Source organism: Acinetobacter sp. YH12106, from assembly GCF_013418995.1.
In the GTDB taxonomy this organism is placed as follows: Bacteria; Pseudomonadota; Gammaproteobacteria; order Pseudomonadales; family Moraxellaceae; genus Acinetobacter; species Acinetobacter pseudolwoffii.
On sequence record NZ_VPAV01000007.1, the window covers coordinates 46,253 to 68,524 of the forward strand.

Annotated in this window: 17 protein-coding genes and 2 tRNA genes; 10 read left to right on the top strand and 9 right to left on the bottom strand. The window is 43.3% G+C overall.

The window, feature by feature from the left end; all coding sequences use genetic code 11:
- Positions 1-8 precede the first annotated feature (8 nt).
- Entirely contained in the window at positions 9-1,349 is a 1,341-nt protein-coding gene (gene mgtE / locus FTU45_RS07760; RefSeq protein WP_005097697.1) for a magnesium transporter, read from the top strand.
- 74 nt (positions 1,350-1,423) lie between these two features.
- Positions 1,424-2,002, top strand: a complete 579-nt coding sequence (locus tag FTU45_RS07765; RefSeq protein ID WP_180076223.1) for a DUF4112 domain-containing protein — start codon at positions 1,424-1,426, stop codon at positions 2,000-2,002.
- Between the two features lie 102 nt (positions 2,003-2,104).
- Here FTU45_RS07765 and htpX read toward each other — a convergent pair whose 3' ends face one another.
- Together htpX and FTU45_RS07775 are read right to left on the bottom strand one after the other, a co-directional pair.
- The gene (gene htpX / locus FTU45_RS07770) at positions 2,105-3,010 is read right to left on the bottom strand and encodes a protease HtpX (protein WP_005097694.1); all 906 of its coding nucleotides are present in this window, start codon (positions 3,008-3,010) and stop codon (positions 2,105-2,107) included.
- A gap of 175 nt (positions 3,011-3,185) precedes the next feature.
- Positions 3,186-4,058, bottom strand: coding sequence for a lytic transglycosylase domain-containing protein (locus FTU45_RS07775; RefSeq protein WP_005097692.1), 873 nt, complete (start codon positions 4,056-4,058; stop codon positions 3,186-3,188).
- A gap of 499 nt (positions 4,059-4,557) precedes the next feature.
- On the opposite strand from FTU45_RS07775, the gene ttcA reads away from it, so the two are divergent.
- Positions 4,558-5,484: a tRNA 2-thiocytidine(32) synthetase TtcA gene (ttcA, locus tag FTU45_RS07780; protein WP_005097691.1), complete on the top strand. Its 927-nt coding sequence runs from the start codon at positions 4,558-4,560 to the stop codon at positions 5,482-5,484.
- Positions 5,485-5,687: 203 nt separating this feature from the next.
- Positions 5,688-6,074, top strand: a complete 387-nt coding sequence (locus FTU45_RS07785; protein WP_004280536.1) for an SCP2 sterol-binding domain-containing protein — start codon at positions 5,688-5,690, stop codon at positions 6,072-6,074.
- A gap of 96 nt (positions 6,075-6,170) precedes the next feature.
- On the opposite strand, the gene FTU45_RS07790 is transcribed toward FTU45_RS07785, so the two are convergent.
- Complete coding sequence (locus FTU45_RS07790; RefSeq protein ID WP_005097690.1) at positions 6,171-7,286, bottom strand: transglycosylase SLT domain-containing protein; 1,116 nt, start codon at positions 7,284-7,286, stop codon at positions 6,171-6,173.
- Positions 7,287-7,648: 362 nt separating this feature from the next.
- Between FTU45_RS07790 and greB the strand changes: the two genes are divergently transcribed.
- The 5 genes from greB (at position 7,649) to epmA (ending at position 10,887) form a co-directional block, all read left to right on the top strand.
- Complete coding sequence (greB, locus tag FTU45_RS07795) at positions 7,649-8,143, top strand: transcription elongation factor GreB (protein ID WP_180076224.1); 495 nt, start codon at positions 7,649-7,651, stop codon at positions 8,141-8,143.
- 88 nt (positions 8,144-8,231) lie between these two features.
- Positions 8,232-8,321 (top strand) — tRNA-Ser (locus FTU45_RS07800).
- Between the two features lie 258 nt (positions 8,322-8,579).
- Positions 8,580-8,669, top strand: a tRNA-Ser gene (locus tag FTU45_RS07805).
- 179 nt (positions 8,670-8,848) lie between these two features.
- Positions 8,849-9,916, top strand: coding sequence for a 4-phosphoerythronate dehydrogenase (locus FTU45_RS07810; protein ID WP_180076225.1), 1,068 nt, complete (start codon positions 8,849-8,851; stop codon positions 9,914-9,916).
- On the top strand, positions 9,913-10,887 hold the full coding sequence (epmA, locus tag FTU45_RS07815) for an EF-P lysine aminoacylase EpmA (RefSeq protein ID WP_180076226.1): 975 nt from the start codon (positions 9,913-9,915) through the stop codon (positions 10,885-10,887). Before FTU45_RS07810 ends, epmA begins: the two co-directional genes overlap by 4 nt.
- Positions 10,888-10,979: 92 nt before the next feature.
- Here epmA and FTU45_RS07820 read toward each other — a convergent pair whose 3' ends face one another.
- From FTU45_RS07820 to ahcY, 6 genes are all read right to left on the bottom strand, one after another.
- The gene (locus tag FTU45_RS07820; protein WP_074383390.1) at positions 10,980-12,215 is read right to left on the bottom strand and encodes a multifunctional CCA addition/repair protein; all 1,236 of its coding nucleotides are present in this window, start codon (positions 12,213-12,215) and stop codon (positions 10,980-10,982) included.
- A gap of 94 nt (positions 12,216-12,309) precedes the next feature.
- Positions 12,310-14,589, bottom strand: coding sequence for an NADP-dependent malic enzyme (locus FTU45_RS07825; RefSeq protein WP_180040615.1), 2,280 nt, complete (start codon positions 14,587-14,589; stop codon positions 12,310-12,312).
- Positions 14,590-14,729: 140 nt separating this feature from the next.
- Entirely contained in the window at positions 14,730-17,606 is a 2,877-nt protein-coding gene (locus FTU45_RS07830; protein WP_180076227.1) for a bifunctional diguanylate cyclase/phosphodiesterase, read from the bottom strand.
- Between the two features lie 176 nt (positions 17,607-17,782).
- On the bottom strand, positions 17,783-18,493 hold the full coding sequence (locus FTU45_RS07835; protein ID WP_100329084.1) for a 16S rRNA (uracil(1498)-N(3))-methyltransferase: 711 nt from the start codon (positions 18,491-18,493) through the stop codon (positions 17,783-17,785).
- Between the two features lie 107 nt (positions 18,494-18,600).
- Positions 18,601-19,437: a methylenetetrahydrofolate reductase [NAD(P)H] gene (gene metF / locus FTU45_RS07840; RefSeq protein ID WP_005097677.1), complete on the bottom strand. Its 837-nt coding sequence runs from the start codon at positions 19,435-19,437 to the stop codon at positions 18,601-18,603.
- Positions 19,438-19,619: 182 nt separating this feature from the next.
- Positions 19,620-21,002 (bottom strand): adenosylhomocysteinase, encoded by a 1,383-nt coding sequence (gene ahcY / locus FTU45_RS07845; RefSeq protein ID WP_180040621.1) that lies wholly within the window; start codon positions 21,000-21,002, stop codon positions 19,620-19,622.
- 223 nt (positions 21,003-21,225) lie between these two features.
- Here ahcY and FTU45_RS07850 point away from each other — a divergent pair, with 223 nt between their 5' ends.
- On the top strand, positions 21,226-22,227 hold the full coding sequence (locus FTU45_RS07850) for a DUF4917 family protein (protein ID WP_257223969.1): 1,002 nt from the start codon (positions 21,226-21,228) through the stop codon (positions 22,225-22,227).
- Positions 22,228-22,272 lie beyond the last annotated feature (45 nt).

Below are 22,272 nucleotides of genomic sequence, written 5' to 3' on the forward strand. Positions count from 1 at the left end.
GACTGCCTATGCCGAAAATTTCAGAAAAAATACAGCATATTCAACAGCAGATCCGTTCTGAAAACCATGCTATGGCGATTGGCTTATTAAATGAGCTGAATGTCGCCGATCAGGCCAGTATTTTAAAAGGTTTGAAGTTAGAAGAACAGATCCGGATTTTTCAGGAACTCAAAGAACCGAGCCGGGTATTCGAGTTTATGCCACTCAGCCAACAAGTCAGTCTGGCTGAGCAATTACCGGTCGCACAGATTATTGCGATTTTAAATGCGCTCGATTCGGACAACTTTGTCGATGTTTATAAACGATGTTCTCCACAGCTGCAGCAGCAGCTCATGGCAAAATTGTCCGAAGCGAGTCGGCAAACCCTAAAAGATCTGGCGATTTATCCTGAAGGGACTGCTGGTGCGCTGATGAGCTCCAGTTTTGTTTCTTTGCATCAGGATCTGTCGATTCATGACGCTATCCAAATGTTGCGTGTGGTGGCCGCAGATCAGGAAACCCTGTATCTGATTTATATTGTTGATGAGCAGGACCAGCTGATCGGGGTAGTCTCTTTAAGGCAGATGATTCAGGCCAGTCCTGAAACCAGCATTGCCGAGATCATGCAAAGAGATGTGATTTACGCCAAGATTGGGGATGACCAAGAAGACGTCGCAAAAACTTTAACCTATTATGATTTTATGGCTTTGCCGATTGTCGATGAGCATAAAAAAATTCTTGGAATTGTCACTTATGATGATGCCATGGACATCATGGAAGCCGAAACCACCGAGGATATTTTAAAGTCAGGGGCGGTTGAGCCCTTAACTGAGTTAAGTTTAAAAACTGCGCCTATTTTTACATTGTACCAGAAGCGCGTATCTTGGCTGGTGATTCTGGTCTTTGGCAGTCTATTGTCCGGCATTGGCATTGCACATTATGAAGAGACCATTGCCGCGCATATTGTTCTGGTTTTTTTTCTGCCATTGCTGGTGGGCAGTGGTGGTAATGCCGGCTCGCAGTCGGCGACCTTGATGGTGCGTGCTTTGGCCACCGGTGATGTAGAGTTTAGAGACTGGTTTAGCCTGCTCAGCCGGGAAACCTTGGTGGCGTTGTGTCTGGGTGGTACCATGGCACTGGCTGTCTCGGTGTTGGGTTATGTCCGAGGGGATATCATGGTGGCTGTGGTTCTGGCGATCAGTATGCTCGGCATTGTGCTGATGGGCTGCCTGATCGGCATGAGTCTGCCTTTTATTCTGAACAAGTTTAAGATGGATCCGGCCAGTGCCTCTGCACCTTTGGTGACCTCTATTTGTGATGCCACCGGTGTGATTATTTATCTATTTGTTGCTTCCAAATTATTGTTTTAATTCACAGATTGCTACAACTTTGGTCTCAAAATAATTTATGCTGATGAAAGTCAGCCCTATTTTTGGAATCACATATGCCTGAGCCTGGACAAAAAACAAAACTGAGTCAACAAGAGGTCATTCGTCTGGAACGTGATCTGGCCAAGTTTGCCAACATGATGGATTCAGTGGTACGTATTCCATTTACCAAGCAAGGGGTAGGGGCAGATGCCGCGCTGAGTACGATTCCGGTCGCTGGAGATATCGCCGGTTTTGTATTGACCTGTTATGCCATTCATAAGGCCAAACAGATTGGGGTGCCGAGTGCCAAGCTGAATCCGGTCATGAAACTGGCGGTGATGGATGCGGTGGTTGGATTTATTCCAGTGGCAGGCACCATTTTTGATATTTTTATTCGTCCCAGTCGCAAGGCGCTTGATGTGGTGCATGTTCATATTCGTGAAGAATATCAGATTCACAGTGATCGACATGTGGTACACCCTTTTTTGCATGAAAGCCTAGAACGCAAACAGCAGCAATCTGTATTTTGGCGCAATCCTGTAGTGGCCTGGATCTGGATTCATATCCCGGATATTTTGGGCACCATATTCCTGATCCTGTTTGTTTTCGCGATCGGATGGGGCATTATGGCGCTGTATCAATGGATCAGCTGATTAAATTGAGCTAAAGAATACGCGAATGAATCCAATAAAAAAGCCTGCAATTACTGCAGGCTTTTTTGAATTAATATGGGTATTACTTGTGCATGTTTTAGATTAAGCACAATCAAGCTGTTGTAATGCAGCGACACGCTGTTCGATGCTTGGATGCGTCTGGAACAATGCAGCAAGGCTAAAACCTTCTTCTTTACCCGCAGAAATCGCAAATGCTTTCATTTCTTTCGGCATGGCATCTGGCATTTCAGACTCTGCCTGTAAGCGCAATAATGCTGAAATCATAGCCTGTTTACCTGCCAAGCGCGCACCTGCTTCATCGGCACGATACTCACGCTGACGGGAGAACCACATCACAATCGACGACGCCAGAATACCGAATACGATATCCAGTACGATGGTAATTACAAAATAGGCAATACCCGGTGCTTCACCTTCTTCACGACCAAAAACGTTACGGTCAATAAAATCACCCGCGACACGTGCGAAGAACATGACGAAGGCGTTCACAACACCCTGAATCAGTGCCAGAGTGACCATATCACCATTGGCGACGTGACCAATCTCATGCGCCAATACTGCACGAAGCTCGTCTTTGTTCATACGCTCAAGCAGACCAGTCGATACGGCTACTAAAGCATCGTTTTTATTCCAGCCAGTGGCAAAGGCATTGGATTGATAAGATGGGAAAATACCCACTTCCGGCATTTTAATGCCTGCACGCTGAGAAAGTTGTGCAACTTCATGGAGCAACCAGGCTTCAGCTTGGTTACGAGGTGCATTCGGGTCAATCAGTTCAGTACCCGTGGTCTTTTTCGCCATCCATTTAGACATGAACAGGGAAATCATTGAGCCAACCATACCGAACACGAAACAGATGACCAACAGGTTGCCTAGATTCAAGCCACCTGCGCCATGGTAACTACCGACACCGAAGAGTGACAAGATAATGCCAGCTACAACCAGTACCGCGAGGTTGGTTAGCAAGAACAAACCAATCCGCATCATTGAGAAATCCTCTTATTACAGAAAAATAATCTGATTATTGAATGTAAATCATTGAAATCAATATGAGGTGAAATCGATAAGATTTCAAGAAAAAAATAGCAATTCGCTACAAAAAGACAGTATGTTTTTTGTCCATATTGAAAGATAGGTCTTTAAAAACAAAGCTGTTTCAAAATTACTCACTTAAATATATTTTTGCAGATGCTGTCGCATTGGCAGTGGCATAAGAACCCATCGGTGCATCAGTGAAGCTACCATCTGCTCGTGCAATGATCTGACGCTGATATTTTGCTGCCTGAACATTGGACGCCGTCGTGGTTTCAGTTGAATAATTGGCAGAGCTGGCAATGACACGACCAGTATCAGAAGAAGCGGTATATGTACCACTGGTGCTGCCCAGTCCCTGTGCGTACAAGTTCTGATAACGGCTGCTGACACGGCGGACATAGTCCTGAGTTTCACGAAAAGGTGGCACACCCTTATATTTGGCCACATTGCCTTCGCCGGCATTATAACCTGCCAGTGCCAAGGTGGTATTGCCATTAAAGCGTTTCAATAACCAGGCCAGATATTTGGCCCCAGCCATAATATTCTGCTGCGGGTCATAGGCATTGCTGACATTAAAACGACGTGCTGTCGCCGGCATGAGTTGCATCAGGCCTTGTGCACCGACTGGAGAACGAGCCTGTACATTAAAACCGGACTCGGTATGCATCACGGCTTTGATCAGGCCTTCAGAGACACCATAGGTTTGCGCTGCCTGGCGAATAATCGAATCATAAGCATTTTTATTTCTACTATAGCTCGGCAAGACCGAAGCTTCACTGGAACCCCAATTGCTATAACTATGAATATTACTGTCTGGATAATAGGTCTTCTTTTCAACCTGAAGATGGTTATAGCGACTTTTCTTATTGGTTAATAAGGTGCTGCCATTGCTATCGCGCAACTGATAAATGGTTTGACCGGCATAGACCAACTGGCAACAACTCGCCAATAGCACAGCACTGATCCCATGACACCCCAAAACACGCAAATTTATTTTCATTGTTTATATTAGGTAAACACAATCGAGAAAAATTTAATGATGAGTTTAACAAAAAATTACGGAATGAAAAGACTTGTACGCTGCATTTATAAACGAGTTTGTAAGTGCAAGCCATTTTTTACATTTTAGAGTTAGAAAAAAAATATGATTTAATTTAAAACCTTAGGGTTGACAGGTTTAACTAGTTGATTTTTATTAATAATTAAATTGGTTAAAAAGTGATCAATTTAAAGAAAAGCCTTATCTTTTGAGACGAAGAACTTGTCAAGTGCGTTTCAATCCACAAAGTTATCCACAACTTTTGTGGACAACTGTGGAAAAGTCCAAAAACTAGGCATCTTGCTGATTAATTGAACTGAAACGTTCAATATATCAATCTAAATAAAACATGAAAATGAAACTAATATGACATTTGCATGAAAATAAATTCTTTTGATGCGATGCGGGCCTGAATCGGCTAAAATTGCGCGGTATTTTTATTTATGGGTGAATCTCGTCTATGTACTCGCCAGTTGAGTCCGAACAAGGATTTAATTTCAAACCTGAACTGCCAACAAGCTCAGCCTACTATCGTTTGTTGAAGAAGCTGCGTCGCCAGGTCGGACATGCCATTCGTGACTTCAAAATGATTGAAGAAGGCGATAAGGTCATGGTGTGTATTTCAGGTGGTAAAGACAGTTACACCCTGTTAGATATCATGTTGCAGTTCAAGCGTATCGCACCGATCAACTTTGATGTCGTGGCGGTGAATCTGGATCAGAAACAGCCAGGCTTCCCGGAAGATGTATTACCACGTTATTTAGAAGAAAATAACATTCCGTATTACATTCTGGAAAAAGACACCTACAGCATCACCAAAAAGTTGACCCCGGAAGGTAAGACTTATTGCGCCGTCTGTTCGCGTCTGCGCCGTGGCTCTTTGTATGGCTTTGCCCAGGAAATTGGTGCGACCAAGGTTGCGCTGGGGCATCACCGTGATGATATTCTGGCGACCTTCTTCCTGAACCTGTTCCATGGCGGCAGCTTGAAGGCCATGCCACCAAAACTGTTGTCTTCTGACAAAAAGAACATTCTGATTCGTCCACTGGCTTATGTGGAAGAAAAAGACATCATCAAATATGCAGAAATGCGTCAATTTCCAATTATTCCATGTAATTTATGTGGCTCTCAGGCGAACCTGCAGCGCGCAATTATCAATGACATGTTACGTGATTGGGATAAGGCACATCCAAAACGTCTGCACAGTATTTTTGGTGCATTGCAAAATGTCTCGCCATCACAGCTGGTCGATCGTGAATTGTTTGACTTTGAAGTGCTGGACAGCCAGCGCGAATTTGATTTCAAAGACAGCTGTTCGACTGAAGAAGCGCTGGAAGGCGAGAAACGCCGGATTAATATGGTCAATCTGGGCTTTGCCGCAGAATAATTTCAGTACGCAGATATCAGCCTTCGGGTTGATGTCTGTATGAAAAACAAATAAAAATAGAACTACAAAAATTGAACGACGCGTACAAAATTCGTTAGCCTTTGCGCTAATGATCATGATATAACAAAGCACGAGCATAATAGCTTCAACATGATGTCGTCTGGATAGTCGACACAAATGAACAAATAATTTGAGGAAAGATCATGCCTGCTTTTTTAACTGATGATTGGTTTTCAACTGTAGAAACACTTACTGCGCAAGCTGGCGATTTAAACTTGCCACCAGCTTTGGCGAACCTGGCGATTAATTTGGTTGTAGCGGACACTACAGGTAATACTGAACTATCTTTAGATGGTGGAGCAATTAAAAAAGGTTTGTCTTCAAATGCCAAAACGACTTTGAATATGGACGGCGAAACGTTACGTAAAGTTTTTCTGGAGTTTGATATGGCCGCAGCCATGCAGGCATTTATGACCGGTAAAATCAAAGTACAGGGTGATATGTCTCAATTGATGGCACTTCAAACTGCCAAACCGAGTCAGGAACAAAAAGATCTATTCAAGAAAGTACTTGAAAATACGACGGCTTAATTTTGCTGAACATCAGCTGAAATGAGCACAAAAAAAGCTTACCTTTGAGGTAAGCTTTTTTATCGCCGGATAGAATAAAATCCAGCTCATCAGACCTTAGATATTCACCAATTGTGGTGTGGTCTTGATGTGTTCCAGATAAGCACGAATACGGGTTACATATTGTACTGCCTGACGATAGCGGCCGTTATTGGCTTTATTCTGATCCAGATAGGCATAGAGGTTGACCCAGTTATTTGGATTCTTGCCTTGTGACTGAATGCGTTTTTGTAACTGATTCACTGCACCTGGGCCCATATTATAAGCGACCAGTGCAAACCAGTTGCGATCTGGATAAGGAATATGCTCATAGCGGCTCAGCATTTGATCATAATACTTGGCACCACCCTGAATGCTTTGGGCTGGATCGGTACGATTGCTCACACCCATTGCTTTAGCAGTGCTATTGGTCAGCATCATCAAACCGCGAACACCTGTCGGAGAGACTGAGTTCGGTTTCAGATAAGATTCCTGATAACCAATGGCAGCTAATAAATGCCAATCTAGATCATATTGCTGCGCTGTCTGTTTAAAGCTTGCTTTATAGATCGGTAACCGGTTGCTCAAATCACGTTGAATGGCTGTCCAAGATTCCTCTTTCACCACATTCTGATTATAAAATGAAGCAAGCTGCTTGATGGCACCACTTTGTTTGCCTTTACAGATAAAAGCACTAGCAGTCTGGCTCAAGGGATCTGTGGCAGATTTAAATACCAGATTTAAATTGGTATTCAAGCCATTACTCACCAAAATAGACTGATCACCACAGGTGGCGGAGAATGAAGTCAGGCGCTTATTTTCAATTTCACCTAAATCGGTGGTGGTCATGGCCAGATTGGCTTTGCCCTGAGCAACCCATTGCAGTGCAGTGGCATTATTCGGGACAATTTTAAAATCCAGTTTCACATTCAGACTGTTGGCATAGTTGCGCACCAGGTCATAACCGAAGCCATGCAGATGTTGTCCATCCTGAAATACGGTGGTCGGATTTTCGACTGCAACCACGGTCAGCTTATTGCTATTGACCACATGATCAAACTGAAGTGTGGTCTTACTTGCATTGATACTGTGAAAGGGAATAAATGCAGTGCTCAGTACAAGTGCTTTCAAAGGGAGAGAAGAAATTACAGATCGTAGGCAAAGCCTCGACCCAGTGGATGAACTACTGTGCATGTTGTCTCCGCTACAAGTAATTTATGCCCTAAAAATCACAGCCAACATAGCCAGAAATTTTAACAGTTTGATAAATTCAATAAGGGTTGGGCAGTCATGACGTCATTCAAAATGACAAGAGATTTACGCATCATTATGTAGAAAAACTACATAGATTAAAAAGTAAGCATTTCCGGAAGTAGGTGGCATATTAATGATCTAAAAAACGATTGTCAAATTTTGTACACAAATTATTATTAAAAATAATTTTAAGATACTGAAATATAATGTGATTTTTTTTTGAATTTTTTCATTGTTTTGAAATGGTAAATAAAATAAGCTGTTTGTAAGTTAATACACTGAAAATTTGATCAGCACGACGTATGAAATCCAACTTAATCACCCGTGGTGGACACGATAAATTGGTGGCAGAACTTAAGAATCTCTGGCATGAAGAGCGTCCGGAAATCACCAGAAAAGTGAACTGGGCAGCGAGTCTCGGCGACCGTTCGGAAAATGCCGATTACCAATATAACAAGCAAATTTTGCGTAAGATTGACCGCCGTGTCAGATACCTAGGCAAGCGTCTTGAAGAGCTAAAAATCATCGATTTTTCTCTAGAGCAGGAAGGCAAGGTCTATTTTGGAGCTTGGGTCGAGATTGAAAATGAAGAAGGCGAGCAGAAAAATTTACGTATTGTTGGAGTCGATGAAATTTATGATCATCATCCGCAGCATATCTCGATCAGTTCGCCCATGGCACGTGCGTTGTTGGGCAAGCAGGTAGATGATGAGGCTGAAGTGCTGACACCTTCTGGAAAGAAACGCTGGTTCATCAATTCAATTCGTTATGAAAAACCAGAAAATTCAGCAAATTAATGGAATTGATTTTATTTTGTGCAATTGATGCAGTGAAAGCATGAAAATATTTGCCAAGCGTGATTTTTGTTTATATCATGTCGGCCATGGAAGCGTGGCAGAGCGGTTTAATGCACCGGTCTTGAAAACCGACGAGGGTGTGAGTCCTCCGTGAGTTCGAATCTCACCGCTTCCGCCAAATTCTAAAAACCCAGTCAATTGACTGGGTTTTTTTATGCCTTTATTTTTATATTCATTATCAAGCTAATTCTGATTCATGTCGTTGCTTTATCTTGAATTAAATACCTCTTGGCATCGTTTAAGTATTAACTTCTTTAAATAAAAATACATTTCAGCTTTTGTTTCGACTGATTTTTAACTGAATGAACAGCTTTTGCTAAAAGTTTTGCTAAATTTTATTGCCAAAAATCCGATTTATTTATATGATGGCGGCCAAGGAAGCGTGGCAGAGCGGTTTAATGCACCGGTCTTGAAAACCGACGAGGGTGTGAGTCCTCCGTGAGTTCGAATCTCACCGCTTCCGCCAAATTCTAAAAACCCCAGTCGAAAGATTGGGGTTTTTCTTTTTAGGCAGCAATGATTCAATACTTTATTCATCAATAACCAGCTCATAGCTTAAAACTTGAAAAATGGACGCATGTGCCAAATATAGAGTCAGAGACATCAACGCGCTATCATATGCCCAAGCATCATATGGATCTCATTATGAAAATTGTCGCAGATGAAAATCTGGCATTTACCGATTATTTCTTTTCTGAATTTGCAGACATTCGTCATTGTCCAGGCCGTAGCTTAATGGCACAGGATGTTCAGGATGCAGATGCATTATTGGTACGCTCAGTGACTCAGGTCAATGAAGCACTGCTACAGAATAGTTCGATCAAGTTTGTAGGCAGTGCCACTATTGGTACAGATCATCTGGATATTGCTGCATTGGAACAGCATGGGATTCAGTGGAGCAATGCAGCCGGCTGTAATGCACAAGCTGTGGCTGAATATGTCATTACCGCATTACTGCATGTACGTCCTGAGTTAGTAGATGCCAATGCAACATTTAGCCTGGGTATAGTCGGTTTGGGTAATGTTGGAACCCGTCTGGCTTATATGGCAAAACTTTTGGGCTGGCGCGTGATTGGCTATGATCCTTTGGTTCAAAGAACGCAGGTTGATCAAGTTGAATTTAATGAATTGTTGCAGCAAGCAGATGCGATTTCGATTCATGTCCCTTTAACTCAAACGGGTCTTTATCCAACTTACCATTTATTCAATACGGCTACATTGGCGCAAATGCAGCCTGATGCAATTCTGATTAATTCTGCACGTGGGCCAGTGATTGAAGAGGCCGCCCTGATCCAGGATCTTAAAGCGACACAACGAACCGTGATTTTAGATGTTTTTGAACACGAACCGGTTATTTCAGCAGAGCTTCTGGATCTGCTGACGCTGGTGACGCCGCATATTGCCGGTTATAGCCTGGAAGGCAAGGCGCGTGGTACTCAAATGATCTATGACGCTTTCTGTCAAACTTTTGCTTTTGCAGCACATAAACAGTTCGAAACCCAGCTTCCGGTCTGCGAGCAGTTTTTCCAAAATCAGAATTTAAAAATGGTGCTAAAGCAATATTTAACGCAAATTTATGATATTGCCCGTGATGATCAAAATCTGCGTGCTTGTGTCAAGGATGGCAAAGTGGATCAGCAGGCTTTTGATCATTTAAGAAAAACCTATCCGCTGCGTCGTGAATGGGCTGCACATGGTGGGCCAAAAGCATGAATAGCACTTATCAGCCGACGTGTGACCTGAATGCCATGCGTGCACGTGCCACCTTATATGCACAAATCCGTCAATTTTTTGCTGAGCGGGATGTATTAGAAGTCGAAACACCAATTTTATCTCAAGCCGGTGTGACCGATGTGCATTTGGCTTCAGTACAGGCGCAGCGCCATGTACTGGCTAAAGCATATACGCATTATTTACAGACCTCACCTGAATTTGCCATGAAGCGTTTATTGGCCAGTGGCAGCGGGCCTATTTACCAGATTTGTAAAGTCTTCCGTGATGATGAACATGGGCGTAAGCACAATAGCGAGTTTACCATGCTGGAATGGTATCGCCCGGGCTTTAGCTTAAAAGATTTGATGTTCGAAGTAGCCGATCTGCTTAATGTGACGCTTAAAGCACGTTTTGCTGAAATCCGTCCAACCATTTTGAGCTATAAACATGCCTTTATGGATCGTCTGGATATTAATCCATTGCAAGCGACCTTGCAGGAACTGAAAGACTGCTGTCGCCGTGTCGGTCTAAATCTGGATTTGGGTGAGGATCGGCTCGGCTATATCGACCTGTTATTTTCACATATGGTGGAGCCGAGTCTCGGTTTTGATACCGCAGTATTCCTGACCGATTTTCCGCCTGAAATGGCCTCTTTGGCGAAAACCCGAATCGATGAAGATGGGGAACTGGTCGCTGCACGTTTTGAGTTGTATATCGAAGGTTTAGAATTGGCCAATGCCTATGATGAGCTGATTGATGCTGAAGTTTTGCGCTCACGCTTTGAGACGGATAATGCAGAGCGGGCCAGACTTGGGCTGTATATCATGCCTATTGATGAGTATTTACTGGCGGCTTTACCGAATATGCCGGAATGTTCAGGGATTGCCTTGGGAATTGACCGCTTGCTTATGATCGCGACCAATCAGATGAAACTGGAGCAAGTGATTAGTTTCCCGGCGGATATTTCCTGATCGGGATTTGATTTTCCTTAAGCTCTTTAGAGGGCTGGGTCTCTGCACTAAATGATTGAAGCAATAAAAAAGCACCCTCGGGTGCTTTGTCTTTATTCAATAGATACAGTTTGTTGGGCTTTAAGTTCACCCAGTGCCTGAATACGCCGTTCAATCAGCATTTCGCCAATATCCGGGCCTTGAATATCGGCAGGCAGGTCTTGTGCTTTAATGGCACGTACTATCTGCATGGCATCAAGTACATATTGTGCTTGTGGATAGGCACGATCTTCCAGTCCTAAACGGCCACGTGAATCACATTCACAGGCCTGTACAAAAGCTTCGACACGCTCGGGACGACGTAAAACGTCCAGACGCTGCAATAATCGCCATAAAGTACCGGGTTTGAGATTAAATGCCTGATGACATTTCAGATGCTCTTTACATACTGCCAACGCCAGTTGCTTGGTATAGGTCGGTACTTTTAAGCGATCACACAGATCATTGACCGGCTTGATGCCACGTTCTTCATGCATGATATGCCGCGGTAATTCTTCAACCGGGGTTAATGCTTTGCCCAAATCATGCACTAAAACGGCGAAACGTACATCCAGGCTATAGTTTTGACGACACGCCTGCTGCAAGGACATCATGGTGTGAATGCCGCAGTCAATTTCCGGATGATATTCAGGGCGTTGCGGAATACCATATAAGGCATCTATCTCAGGAAATAAGACTTTTAAAGCGCCACATTGACGCAATACTTCAAAATACACATCAGCATGACGTTCTGTTAAGGCACGTGAAGTTTCTTTCCAGACCCGCTCCGGTGTTAATGCATTCAACTCACCGGATTCCGTCAAGCGCTGCATGAGTGCTAAAGTTTCATCCGCAATCACAAAACCCGCACTGGTATATCGGGCCGCAAAACGGGCAATTCGCAGCACCCGTAATGGATCTTCGACAAAAGCATCGGAAACATGACGCAGCACCCGGTTATTCAAATCCTGCTGACCGCCATAAGGATCATAAATCTGACCGGCATCATCCATCGCCATGGCATTAATGGTCAGGTCACGACGGATCAAATCCTGTTCCAGGGTCACACTGATATCGGTATGAAAGTCAAAACCATGATAACCGGTGCCGGATTTACGTTCGGTACGGGCCAGTGCATATTCTTCTTTTGTTTTGGGGTGTAGGAAAACAGGAAAATCTTTGCCTACGGGCTGATAGCCTAAGTCAAGCATTTGCGCCGGAGTTGCACCAACGACCACATAATCTTTTTCGTGATAGGGGTGTCCGAGCAAATGATCCCGAACTGCACCGCCTACTAAATAAACTTGCATGAAAAAACCTCTATTCTTACAAGCATCATGCTACAGAATAGAGGTTTTCTCAAGTTAAGAAACGAGGCGGATGCGTCGTTATCTTGTCATTGGATTAAAGTGCGTCTTGTTCCGCTTGCTGGATTTCTGCAACGGTAAGTGCAGTCATGTTCACCACGCGACGCGTAGTCGCAGTCGGAGTCAAGATATGTACCGGCTTCGCAGCACCCAACAGAATTGGGCCAATCGTCACGTTGTTGCCTGAAGTTGCTTTCAACAAGTTAAACGAAATGTTGGCAGCATCCAGATTCGGCATGATCAGTAAGTTTGCAGAACCTTTAAAACGTGAGTTCGGGAAGGCAAACTGGCGAATATTTTCATCCAGTGCAGCATCACCGTGCATTTCACCTTCCACTTCTAGCTCAGGCGCGATTTCAGACAGGATGTCATATACCTTACGCATTTTTTGCGCGCTGGCATCATGCTGGTCTGAACCGAAACTTGAGTGAGAAAGCAGGGCAATACGTGGGGTCATACCAAAACGGCGCACTTCTTCAGCAGCCAGAATGGTCATTTCCGCCAGCTGTTCAGCCGTTGGATTGGTGTTGACATAGGTGTCGGCAATGAACAGGTTGCGATCTTCAAGCATCAAGGCATTTAGGGTAAAGAAAGTGTTGTGACCTTCTTTTTTGCCAATGATGTTGCTGACGAAGTCCAGATGAATGTCGTAGCTTGAATAAGTACCACAGAGCATGCCATCTGCCATGCCATGTTTGACCAGCATCGATGCAATTAAGGTAGAGCGACGACGCGCTTCACGCTGTGCATATTCAGGCGTTACGCCTTTACGCTGCATGATCTGGTAATAATCGTCTGCAAACAACTCATAATCCGGATTCTTTTCCTGATCAACAATCGTGATATTCACGCCATCTTCAAGACGTAGACCCAATTTTTTGATATTGGCTTCAATCACGGCTGGACGACCGACCAAAATAGGGATCGCCAAACCATCATCGACTGCAATTTGAACGGCGCGAAGTACACGCAGGTCTTCACCTTCCGCATAGGCAATACGCTTAGGATTCGATTTTGCCTGTTCAAAGATCGGTTTCATCACGAATGCCGAGTTATAGACAAACTCAGACAAACGTTGACGATAATGCGAGAAATCTTTAATTGGACGTGTTGCTACACCCGAATCCATGGCTGCTTGTGCCACTGCAGGTGCGATTTCAAGAATCAGGCGCTGATCCAGTGGACCCGGAATCAGGTATTCACGGCCAAATGATGCCGATTTCTCACCATAAGTTGCAGCATCCGCTTCGATGTGTGCCATACGCGCAATTGCATGTACACAGGCAATTTTCATTTCTTCGTTAATCGTGGTTGCACCAACGTCTAATGCCCCACGGAAGATGTATGGGAAGCAAAGTGCGTTATTGACCTGGTTTGGATAGTCAGAACGGCCAGTGGCCATGATCACATCATTACGAACTTCGTGTGCATGTTCAGGCAGAATTTCTGGATCCGGATTCGCCAGTGCGAAAATGATCGGATCTTTGGCCATCACCTTAACCATTTCTTTGGTCAGGATGCCGGCAGCAGAAAGACCAAGGAACATGTCTGCACCCGCGATCACATCACCAAGCTGAGTGGCTTCAATGTCCTGTACATACGCTTTTTTAGATTCATCCAGACCTTCACGATGCGTGGTCAGCAGACCACGTGAATCGGCAACGATGATGTTTTCTTTTTTAGCGCCCAAAGCACACAGCAGATTTAAGCAAGATAGCGCTGCAGCACCCGCACCTGATGCCACAATCTTGATTTCGTCAATTTTTTTGCCATTAATTTGCAGGGCATTCAGTAACGCAGAACCAACAATAATTGAAGTACCGTGCTGATCATCATGGAATACCGGAATATTCATGCGTTCACGCAGTTTTTGCTCGATGTAGAAGCATTCTGGCGCCTTGATATCTTCAAGGTTAATCCCGCCAAAAGTCGGCTCTAAGGATGCGATAATGTCTACAATTTTATCTGGATCATTTTCAGCGATTTCGATATCGAATACATCAACACCGGCGAATTTTTTAAATAATACGCCTTTGCCTTCCATGACTGGTTTAGAAGCCAGAGGACCAATATTACCCAAGCCCAGCACCGCAGTACCGTTGGTCACTACAGCGACCAGATTACCGCGTGCGGTATACAATGCAGCAGTTGAAGGATCGCGTTCAATCTCAAGACATGGTGCAGCTACGCCAGGCGAGTAAGCAAGGGCTAAGTCACGTTGGTTGACCAATTGTTTGCTTGGTGTAACGCTGATTTTCCCCGGGGTAGGAAACTCGTGATAGTAAAGGGCCTGTTGCTTTAAAGATTGTTCGTCCATCAGTCTCTCGATCGTTGTAAAGATTACCCGGTCAGCGGGTAAAAAATTTATTTATGTCCCCGAATATACCATTTGTTCGCCAGTTCGCACAGCCAAAGACGGCCGTTTTTCCAACAATCTTATTGGGGGAGGGTATAAACTTAGACTTGATAAGTATAAGAATCGTTGGTCATATTTTGTGTCAAATACGCAGTGGCTTCCTCTTCTGGCAGCGGTTTGGAGAATAAATATCCTTGAGCGATATCACAGTCTAAATCACGCAGATATGCTAACTGCTCTTCAGTCTCGATGCCTTCCGCCACTACGGTCATGCCCATGGCTTTACCCATCGCCACCATGGCACTGACAATGGCTTCCTGTTTGTTTTCACCAATCTTGGACACAAAACTGCGGTCAATTTTTAGGGTATCAATCGGGAAATCAGCAAGATAGGATAGGGATGAATACCCCGTGCCAAAATCATCCAGAGCAATATGGATCTGTCGCTGTTTGATTTCGTTCAGCAGGTTTTTGACTGCTTCCGAATTTTCAATTAAAGACGATTCGGTAATTTCCAGTTCCAGACTGGCACCTGAAATCTGGTTATCGGCAATGGCCTGATCCAGATCATCGAGTAACTGACCGCGGCGCAATTGCTGCGCCACGACGTTGACTGATACACAAATATGATTAAAGCCCAGATTATTCCATTGGCGGATCTGTTTGGCTGTCTGCTGGATGACCAGACGGCCAATATCTGAAATCAGGCTGGTCTGTTCGGCTAAAGGGATAAACAAGCCGGGTGGAATAATGCCTTTTTCGGGATGATTCCAGCGAATCAAGGCTTCAAAGCCATAAATGCGCTGATCACTGAAATTAATTTTTGGCTGATAATAAACAATCAGCTCATTATTCTGGATGGCTTTACGCAAATCCCGTTCCAGAAAAATCCCCGTTTCTTGTAAGCCATCACTTTGATTAGAATAAAAGTGAATGGTATTGCCGCCCAGATTTTTAGCTTCGTTCAGGGCCTGTTCGGCACAGTTGTTTAAATAATCGAGTTGACGACCATGATCTGGATAAAATGCCACGCCCATGGAAAGCGTGATCACATAATCCTGACCGTAAATATTAAATGGAGTGGTAAATGCCTGAGCGATGCGTTCACAGTGTCGCTGTACTGAAGGGCGAATATGTGAAATCTCATAGATAATTGCAAAATCATCACCATTCAGATGTGCCACAAACAAGGCTTCTGCATTATTCATGCGCAGGCGCTGCGCGACCTGACGTAAAAGTTCGTCCCCGCCATTATTGGATAGATATTCATTTAATGGACGGAAGCGATCGATATTCAGGCGAATCACGGCCATCTGCTGAATGGAGTCTTTTTGCGAGACCAGATATTGATGCAGCTGATAGTTATAATAGAAACGATTCGGTAAATCGGTCAGTGGGTCATAATTTTCCAGATAAGACAGGCGCTGTTCCTGTAATTTGCGTTCGGTCAGATCCGAGACAATCCCGACATAATGGGTAATCCGGCCTTCATCATCGGTGACGGCATTGATGTGTAACCATAAGGCGGATTGTTTGCCCGACATGAATTTGGCGTATACCTCGCCATCATAGGAGCCAATCTTTTGAAGCTGTTTGATAATACTGGCATGGTTACTGCGCTGTTCAGCTTTATTTTGTGCAACAAGATCGAATAAAGACTTACCGATGATCTGCTCACGCTCAAAGCCACTCAGGTATTCATAGTGAGGATTGACATCAATATAATACAGTTCAGGATTGAGAATAAAAATCCCTTCCGCGGCCTGTTCCAGTACACTGGCAACCAGTTTTAAACGTTCTTGAGAAATACGTTCCTGCTGAATATCACGACGAATACCCACCATTCGCAAAGGTTTGTTATTTTTAGGATCACGGCTAATCACGCGGCCAATATCATGCACCCAGTTCCAGCTGCTATCACTGAGCAGAATCCGGTAAGTGGCATCATAACGCTCAATCTGACCACGCAAATGCTGTTTCATGTTGCGCTTAAAATAGTCCAGATCATCGGGGTGAATCAGATGCTCTAATTGCAGATGATGATCTTTGGAATCACGCAGAATTTTTTCATCTTTATGATTGGTTAATGTAATGAGACGGTCTTTGATATTCCAGTCCCATGGGCGAATGCCGGCAATCTCATGGGCAAGATCCAGGTTCTGTTGCTGATTTTTCAAATGATGATTAATCTGTTCAATATCATAGGTACGTTCCCGTACTTTTTGTTCCAGCAGTTGATTGTTGAGCTGTAACTGTAATTCAATATCTTTGGATTTATTGACTTCAGTTTGCAGTTGCTGGCACAGCTCATCAGTCCAGACCACTTGCTGTTCGGCATTTTTAACCAGCAGACTGTTTTCTGCATACAAGCGCGATGTCCGGCGATGAATACGATAACTACTATTGGCACACAGCAGAATGACAATCACCGCAAAATTTAAGGCCAGACCGAAGAAGGGATTGGAAAGGCTGACATGATAAATTTGCGACAATAAAAAAGGGAATAAAGAGGGTAAAAATACCAGGCAGAAATAACTGAGTTTTTGGGTCAGATAGGTCAGCCCAAATGCCTGAGTCACAATCAGGAGCAGAGCAGACAAGGTCAGTGCTTCAATATCTTCGAATGCGGGATTGGCCTGCGGCAAATAGTAATAAATTGTATAAATACCGACTGCAATACAGCTCCCGACAGCAAGACTCTGAATCTGTAACCAGCGATGTGCGCCTTTCAAATCATATTGTTCAGGCTTAAAATAAAGTGTGCTCATCAACCAGCACATACTGACCAGTAGCTCGGTCAGAATAAACCAGGTATTAAAATAGGTATTGGAAGGACGATATTGAAGGTGATAAATACAAAAAATATAAAGGCAAATCACCATTATACTGATTAAAAAATAGCGACTATGGCGAAGTGTGTTCGCAATCTGGGCATGATGCAAATGCTGCTGGATATAGTCGTCTTGCTTATCAACCATGTGATTCAATGCCTGTATTCATCCTAAACGTTTTTCCCTATGTATTGTTCTTATAAAAAAACTCCAGGAAATGTGTAAAATTAACTCATCAATAGTTATTATTCTTTCGTCGAGATTAGAGGTCTTAGGAATAAAAATCAACAAAATTAAAGACAAATTTTTACTGGCCTGATGAACTAGAGATTATAGTTCAAAATTGAAAGGGCCACGACAGGAGCTGTTTCGGTACGTAGTACGCGTTCACCAATACACCAGTTTAGAAAACCTTTTGCATTTGCTGCTGTAATTTCTGCCTCACTGAGACCGCCTTCAGGGCCAATCAGCAGGGCAATATCCAGGGTCGCATCTGCCAGTACATCTGTTTCATCTTTATTGGGCGCCAAAACCAGTTTGGTCTTGGGTAGCTCGGTTTCCAACCATTTTTCAAGTGATATTGGTGCTAAAATTTTAGGCACAATATTCAGTCCACACTGTTCACATGCTGCAATCGCGATCCCTTGCCAGTGATCCAGTTTTTTCTGGTCACGATCATACTTCAAGCGCATTTCACAACGATCCGAAGTCAGCAGCTGAATTTCGGAAACGCCCAATTCCACAGCTTTTTGAATCGCATAATCCATGCGGTCGCCTTTGCTCATCACCTGACCGAGCAAGGCCTGGAACTTGGGTGTGCGATTGGCGGGATTAAATGCATTGACCGATACTGTGGCTGATTTTTTAGCAACCTCAGTTAAGGTCACTTCATATTCGCCACCCTGTCCATTGAACAGGGTCGCGGCTTCGTCCGCTTGAGCGCGTAATACCTTTACCCAATGATGAAAAACGGTTTCCGTTAACTCAACCGTAGTATCAACATTTAAGTCTGCTTCAATAAAAAAACGTGGCATGTAAGGATTACTCTCAGATGGAACAAAACAAGACTGCATTGCATTTACACCCTCTTTGTGTTTCTCTCAAAGGGAGAAAATGGGTGAGATCAATGCAGCCTAAAAACTTATGCTAGACCTAAGTCTTTTACAAGTTGGCGTGTAGGATCAGTGGTGTTCATGGTGTAGAAGTGCAAGCTTGGTGCGCCACCTGCAAGTAGACGCTCACAGAATTTAACCACAACTTCGTGGCCAAAGGCTTTGATGCTGGCAGTATCATCACCATAGGTTGCCAGTTGCTTGCGAATCCAGCGTGGAATCTCGGCACCGGTACCGTCCGCAAAGCGGATCAGGTTGCTGGCATTGGTGATTGGCATAATGCCCGGCGCCACAGGAATATCAATTCCGGCTTTCTGGATGCGCTCTACAAAGTAGAAATAAGCATCTGGATTGAAGAAAAACTGGGTTAATGCTGCATTGGCACCAGCTTGTACTTTTTCAACAAAGTGCTGGATGTCTTGATCAAAGCTTTCTGCCTGAGGATGCATTTCCGGATAAGCTGCGACTTCAATCTTGAAATGATCGCCTGAATATTCACGGATAAAGCGAACCAGATCAGCGGCATAGGGTAATTCACCCAAACCAACCTGACCTGATGGCAAGTCACCGCGGAGGGCAACAATACGGTCAATGCCTTGTGATTTGTACAGATCAAGCAGTTCTGCAATACGCGCTTTGTCATCGCCGATACATGACAGGTGAGGGGCAACCGGTGCACCTTTGCCATTAAAATCGTTGATGGTAGACAGGGTGCGTTCACGAGTTGAACCACCTGCACCATAAGTTACAGAGAAAAATTCTGGATTGAGCAATTGTAGTTCTTGATGAACCACTTTGAGTTTTTCCGCACCCACATCAGTTTTGGTCGGGAAGAATTCAAATGAAATTGGAATTTGCTTAGACATGTTGAAATCCTTTTTATAAATACTTTTTAATTAGTTTTACCTCTCCTAAATCCTCTCTTGCGCTGAGCTTCAAAGCAGTGCTTTAAGCACGCTCAGGAGAGGACTTACCCTCGATGACATACATTTGGTAATGAATGTTTCCTCTCCCTATGGGAGAGGGTTAGGGAGAGGGTGGAGTTTAATTAGTATTTATAAGCATCCGCTTTAAACGGACCTTCAACAGCAACGCCTAAGTAATCCGCTTGCTCTTGAGTTAATTGAGTCAGAACACCACCAAAACCTGCAACCATTGCAGCAGCGACTTCTTCGTCTAATTTCTTAGGAAGAAGCTCTACACGAATTTGCGCAGCTTTTTCAGATTCTGGAAGATCAGCAAATTTCTCAGCGAATAAATGCATTTGACCCAATACCTGGTTGGCAAATGAACCATCCATAATACGTGATGGGTGACCAGTCGCATTACCAAGGTTTACCAAACGACCTTCAGAAAGAAGGATCAGGTAATCATTTTCATTTTCTGAACGATACACTTGGTGTACTTGAGGTTTCACTTCAACCCACTTGTAGCCACGTAGGTAAGCTGTATCAATTTCAGTATCGAAGTGACCGATGTTACATACAACAGCGCCCGCTTTTAATGAATCAAGCATTGCTGAGTCACACACGTGGTAGTTACCCGTTGTAGTCACGATCAGGTCAGTGTTTTGAAGAAGATCAAGATTCACGTCTTCTTTCTTGCCAGTTTGCACGCCATTTTTGTATGGAGATACAACTTCGTAACCGTCCATGCATGCTTGCATTGCACAAATTGGATCAACTTCAGTTACGCGTACAATCATGCCTTCTTGACGAAGGGATTGAGCAGAACCTTTACCTACGTCACCGTAACCGATTACCAGCGCACGACGGCCAGATAAAAGCATATCTGTACCACGTTTGATTGCATCATTTAGTGAGTGACGGCAACCGTATTTGTTGTCGTTTTTAGACTTGGTTACTGAATCATTTACGTTGATTGCAGGAACTTTTAAAGTGCCATCACGAAGCATTTCGTACAGACGTTGAACACCTGTCGTTGTTTCTTCAGTTACACCGTGAATTTTTGCAATCACTTCTGGGTATTTTTCGTGAACAAGTAGCGTTAAATCACCGCCATCGTCAAGAATCATGTTGGCATCCCAAGGCGTGCCATTGACATTGATCTGTTGTTCAAGACACCACATGTATTCTTCTTCAGTTTCGCCTTTCCAGGCAAACACAGGAATACCCGCAGCCGCGATTGCAGCAGCAGCGTGATCTTGAGTAGAGAAGATGTTACATGAAGTCCAGCGAACTTCAGCGCCCAATTCAACCAGTGTTTCAATAAGAACAGCGGTTTGAATAGTCATGTGGATACAGCCGAGAATTTTCGCGCCAGCAAGTGGTTTAGCAGCAGCATAGCGTTTACGCAGACCCATTAGGGCTGGCATTTCAGCTTCTGCAAGTTTAATTTCTTTACGGCCGTAATCAGCAAGTGAAATATCAGCAACTTTGTAATCTGTAAATGAAGCAGTAACCGCGTTCATCAGGATCTCCTAGGAAAAAATAGATTGGATCGTTCTGTTCGCGGATGCCGTTGTTGATCAGAACGAATGTCTGACCGATGGTCGAGCCTAGCGATTTTACATTTAGTACCTGTAAAACGTCGCAGCATCCCTCGACTAGCGCAGTATTGTACTTGGAAAATGATTTTGTTCCAATCTTAAATTGATTAATATCTGACTAATAAGAAAATTTTGAGAATAAACTATGACTGATGGTTTTGAGTATGCAATCAAAGACTGGGCTGAAATTAAAGATGATTATAAGAATGGCAATTTAATTATCGGGAATGGTTCGAGTATTGCTTTGCATCAAGATTTTAACTTTCGTTCTCTAAAAGAAAAAGCGGAAGAATTAAAGTTATTTGATGAGGATATAGCAAAATTATTTAAAGAATTTGAAACTGATGATTTTGAATTAATTTTACGATTGGTTTGGCATACGAAGCTAGTAAACAAGCATTTGGGAATAATTGATCAAAAAATTGATTCAGCTTACGAAAATATAAAAGAAGCTCTTATTAAAGTGGTGAAGGAAGTTCATTGTGTACATTCTGATATCGCGGATCAATTACCTCAGCTATATCAATTTACAAAACAGTTTAAAACTATAGTCTCCCTTAATTATGATTTAATTCTGTATTGGATTCTTATGTATGGGAATCGGGAAAGAGACGGTCATAAATTTAAAGATTGTTTTCAGGATGGCGGTATCTTTAGCAGTAGTTGGCAAGATATGCGTGAACCGATATATGATCAAAAAGAAGTAACTTTGAGTCTTTATCAACATGGTAGTTTATCTATTTTCAGAGATGCAAAAAATACCGAAACTAAAGTTCAAAGAGGGGATTTTGAGGGTTTGTTAGAAGTTATTACTTCACAATGGGAAGATAATAAAATTCCTTTATTTGTTGCCGAGGGTACGGGAACTAAAAAGCTTGAATCTATAAAAAGTAGTCCCTATTTGAGTACTATTTTCTATGAAGTTCTACCAGATTTAATAACTCAAAAAGCTAATTTAGTCATTTATGGCTGGAGATTAGGCGAGCAGGAATCACATTTGGTAAAGCAGATATTTAAGAACAAACAATCAGGTAAGGTGGCTATTTCTATATTTCAAAATAATCAGGAAGAGTGCCATCGAATTTATAGGCTTATAAAAAATGAAAAAGTAGCTCCAAATATCGAAATAGAATTTTTTGACAGCTAAAGTTCAGGTTGTTGGAATAATCCTTAAATAAAAAGCCCATCATCT

Excerpts from the sequence above, each read along its gene's own strand:
- mgtE (WP_005097697.1), top strand. The coding sequence starts at position 9 with ATGCCGAAAATTTCAGAAAAAATACAGCATATTCAACAGCAGATCCGT.
- FTU45_RS07765 (WP_180076223.1), top strand. The coding sequence starts at position 1,424 with ATGCCTGAGCCTGGACAAAAAACAAAACTGAGTCAACAAGAGGTCATT.
- htpX (WP_005097694.1), bottom strand. The coding sequence starts at position 3,010 with ATGATGCGGATTGGTTTGTTCTTGCTAACCAACCTCGCGGTACTGGTT.
- FTU45_RS07775 (WP_005097692.1), bottom strand. The coding sequence starts at position 4,058 with ATGAAAATAAATTTGCGTGTTTTGGGGTGTCATGGGATCAGTGCTGTG.
- ttcA (WP_005097691.1), top strand. The coding sequence starts at position 4,558 with ATGTACTCGCCAGTTGAGTCCGAACAAGGATTTAATTTCAAACCTGAA.
- FTU45_RS07785 (WP_004280536.1), top strand. The coding sequence starts at position 5,688 with ATGCCTGCTTTTTTAACTGATGATTGGTTTTCAACTGTAGAAACACTT.
- FTU45_RS07790 (WP_005097690.1), bottom strand. The coding sequence starts at position 7,286 with ATGCACAGTAGTTCATCCACTGGGTCGAGGCTTTGCCTACGATCTGTA.
- greB (WP_180076224.1), top strand. The coding sequence starts at position 7,649 with ATGAAATCCAACTTAATCACCCGTGGTGGACACGATAAATTGGTGGCA.
- FTU45_RS07810 (WP_180076225.1), top strand. The coding sequence starts at position 8,849 with ATGAAAATTGTCGCAGATGAAAATCTGGCATTTACCGATTATTTCTTT.
- epmA (WP_180076226.1), top strand. The coding sequence starts at position 9,913 with ATGAATAGCACTTATCAGCCGACGTGTGACCTGAATGCCATGCGTGCA.
- FTU45_RS07820 (WP_074383390.1), bottom strand. The coding sequence starts at position 12,215 with ATGCAAGTTTATTTAGTAGGCGGTGCAGTTCGGGATCATTTGCTCGGA.
- FTU45_RS07825 (WP_180040615.1), bottom strand. The coding sequence starts at position 14,589 with ATGGACGAACAATCTTTAAAGCAACAGGCCCTTTACTATCACGAGTTT.
- FTU45_RS07830 (WP_180076227.1), bottom strand. The coding sequence starts at position 17,606 with ATGGTTGATAAGCAAGACGACTATATCCAGCAGCATTTGCATCATGCC.
- FTU45_RS07835 (WP_100329084.1), bottom strand. The coding sequence starts at position 18,493 with ATGCCACGTTTTTTTATTGAAGCAGACTTAAATGTTGATACTACGGTT.
- metF (WP_005097677.1), bottom strand. The coding sequence starts at position 19,437 with ATGTCTAAGCAAATTCCAATTTCATTTGAATTCTTCCCGACCAAAACT.
- ahcY (WP_180040621.1), bottom strand. The coding sequence starts at position 21,002 with ATGAACGCGGTTACTGCTTCATTTACAGATTACAAAGTTGCTGATATT.
- FTU45_RS07850 (WP_257223969.1), top strand. The coding sequence starts at position 21,226 with ATGACTGATGGTTTTGAGTATGCAATCAAAGACTGGGCTGAAATTAAA.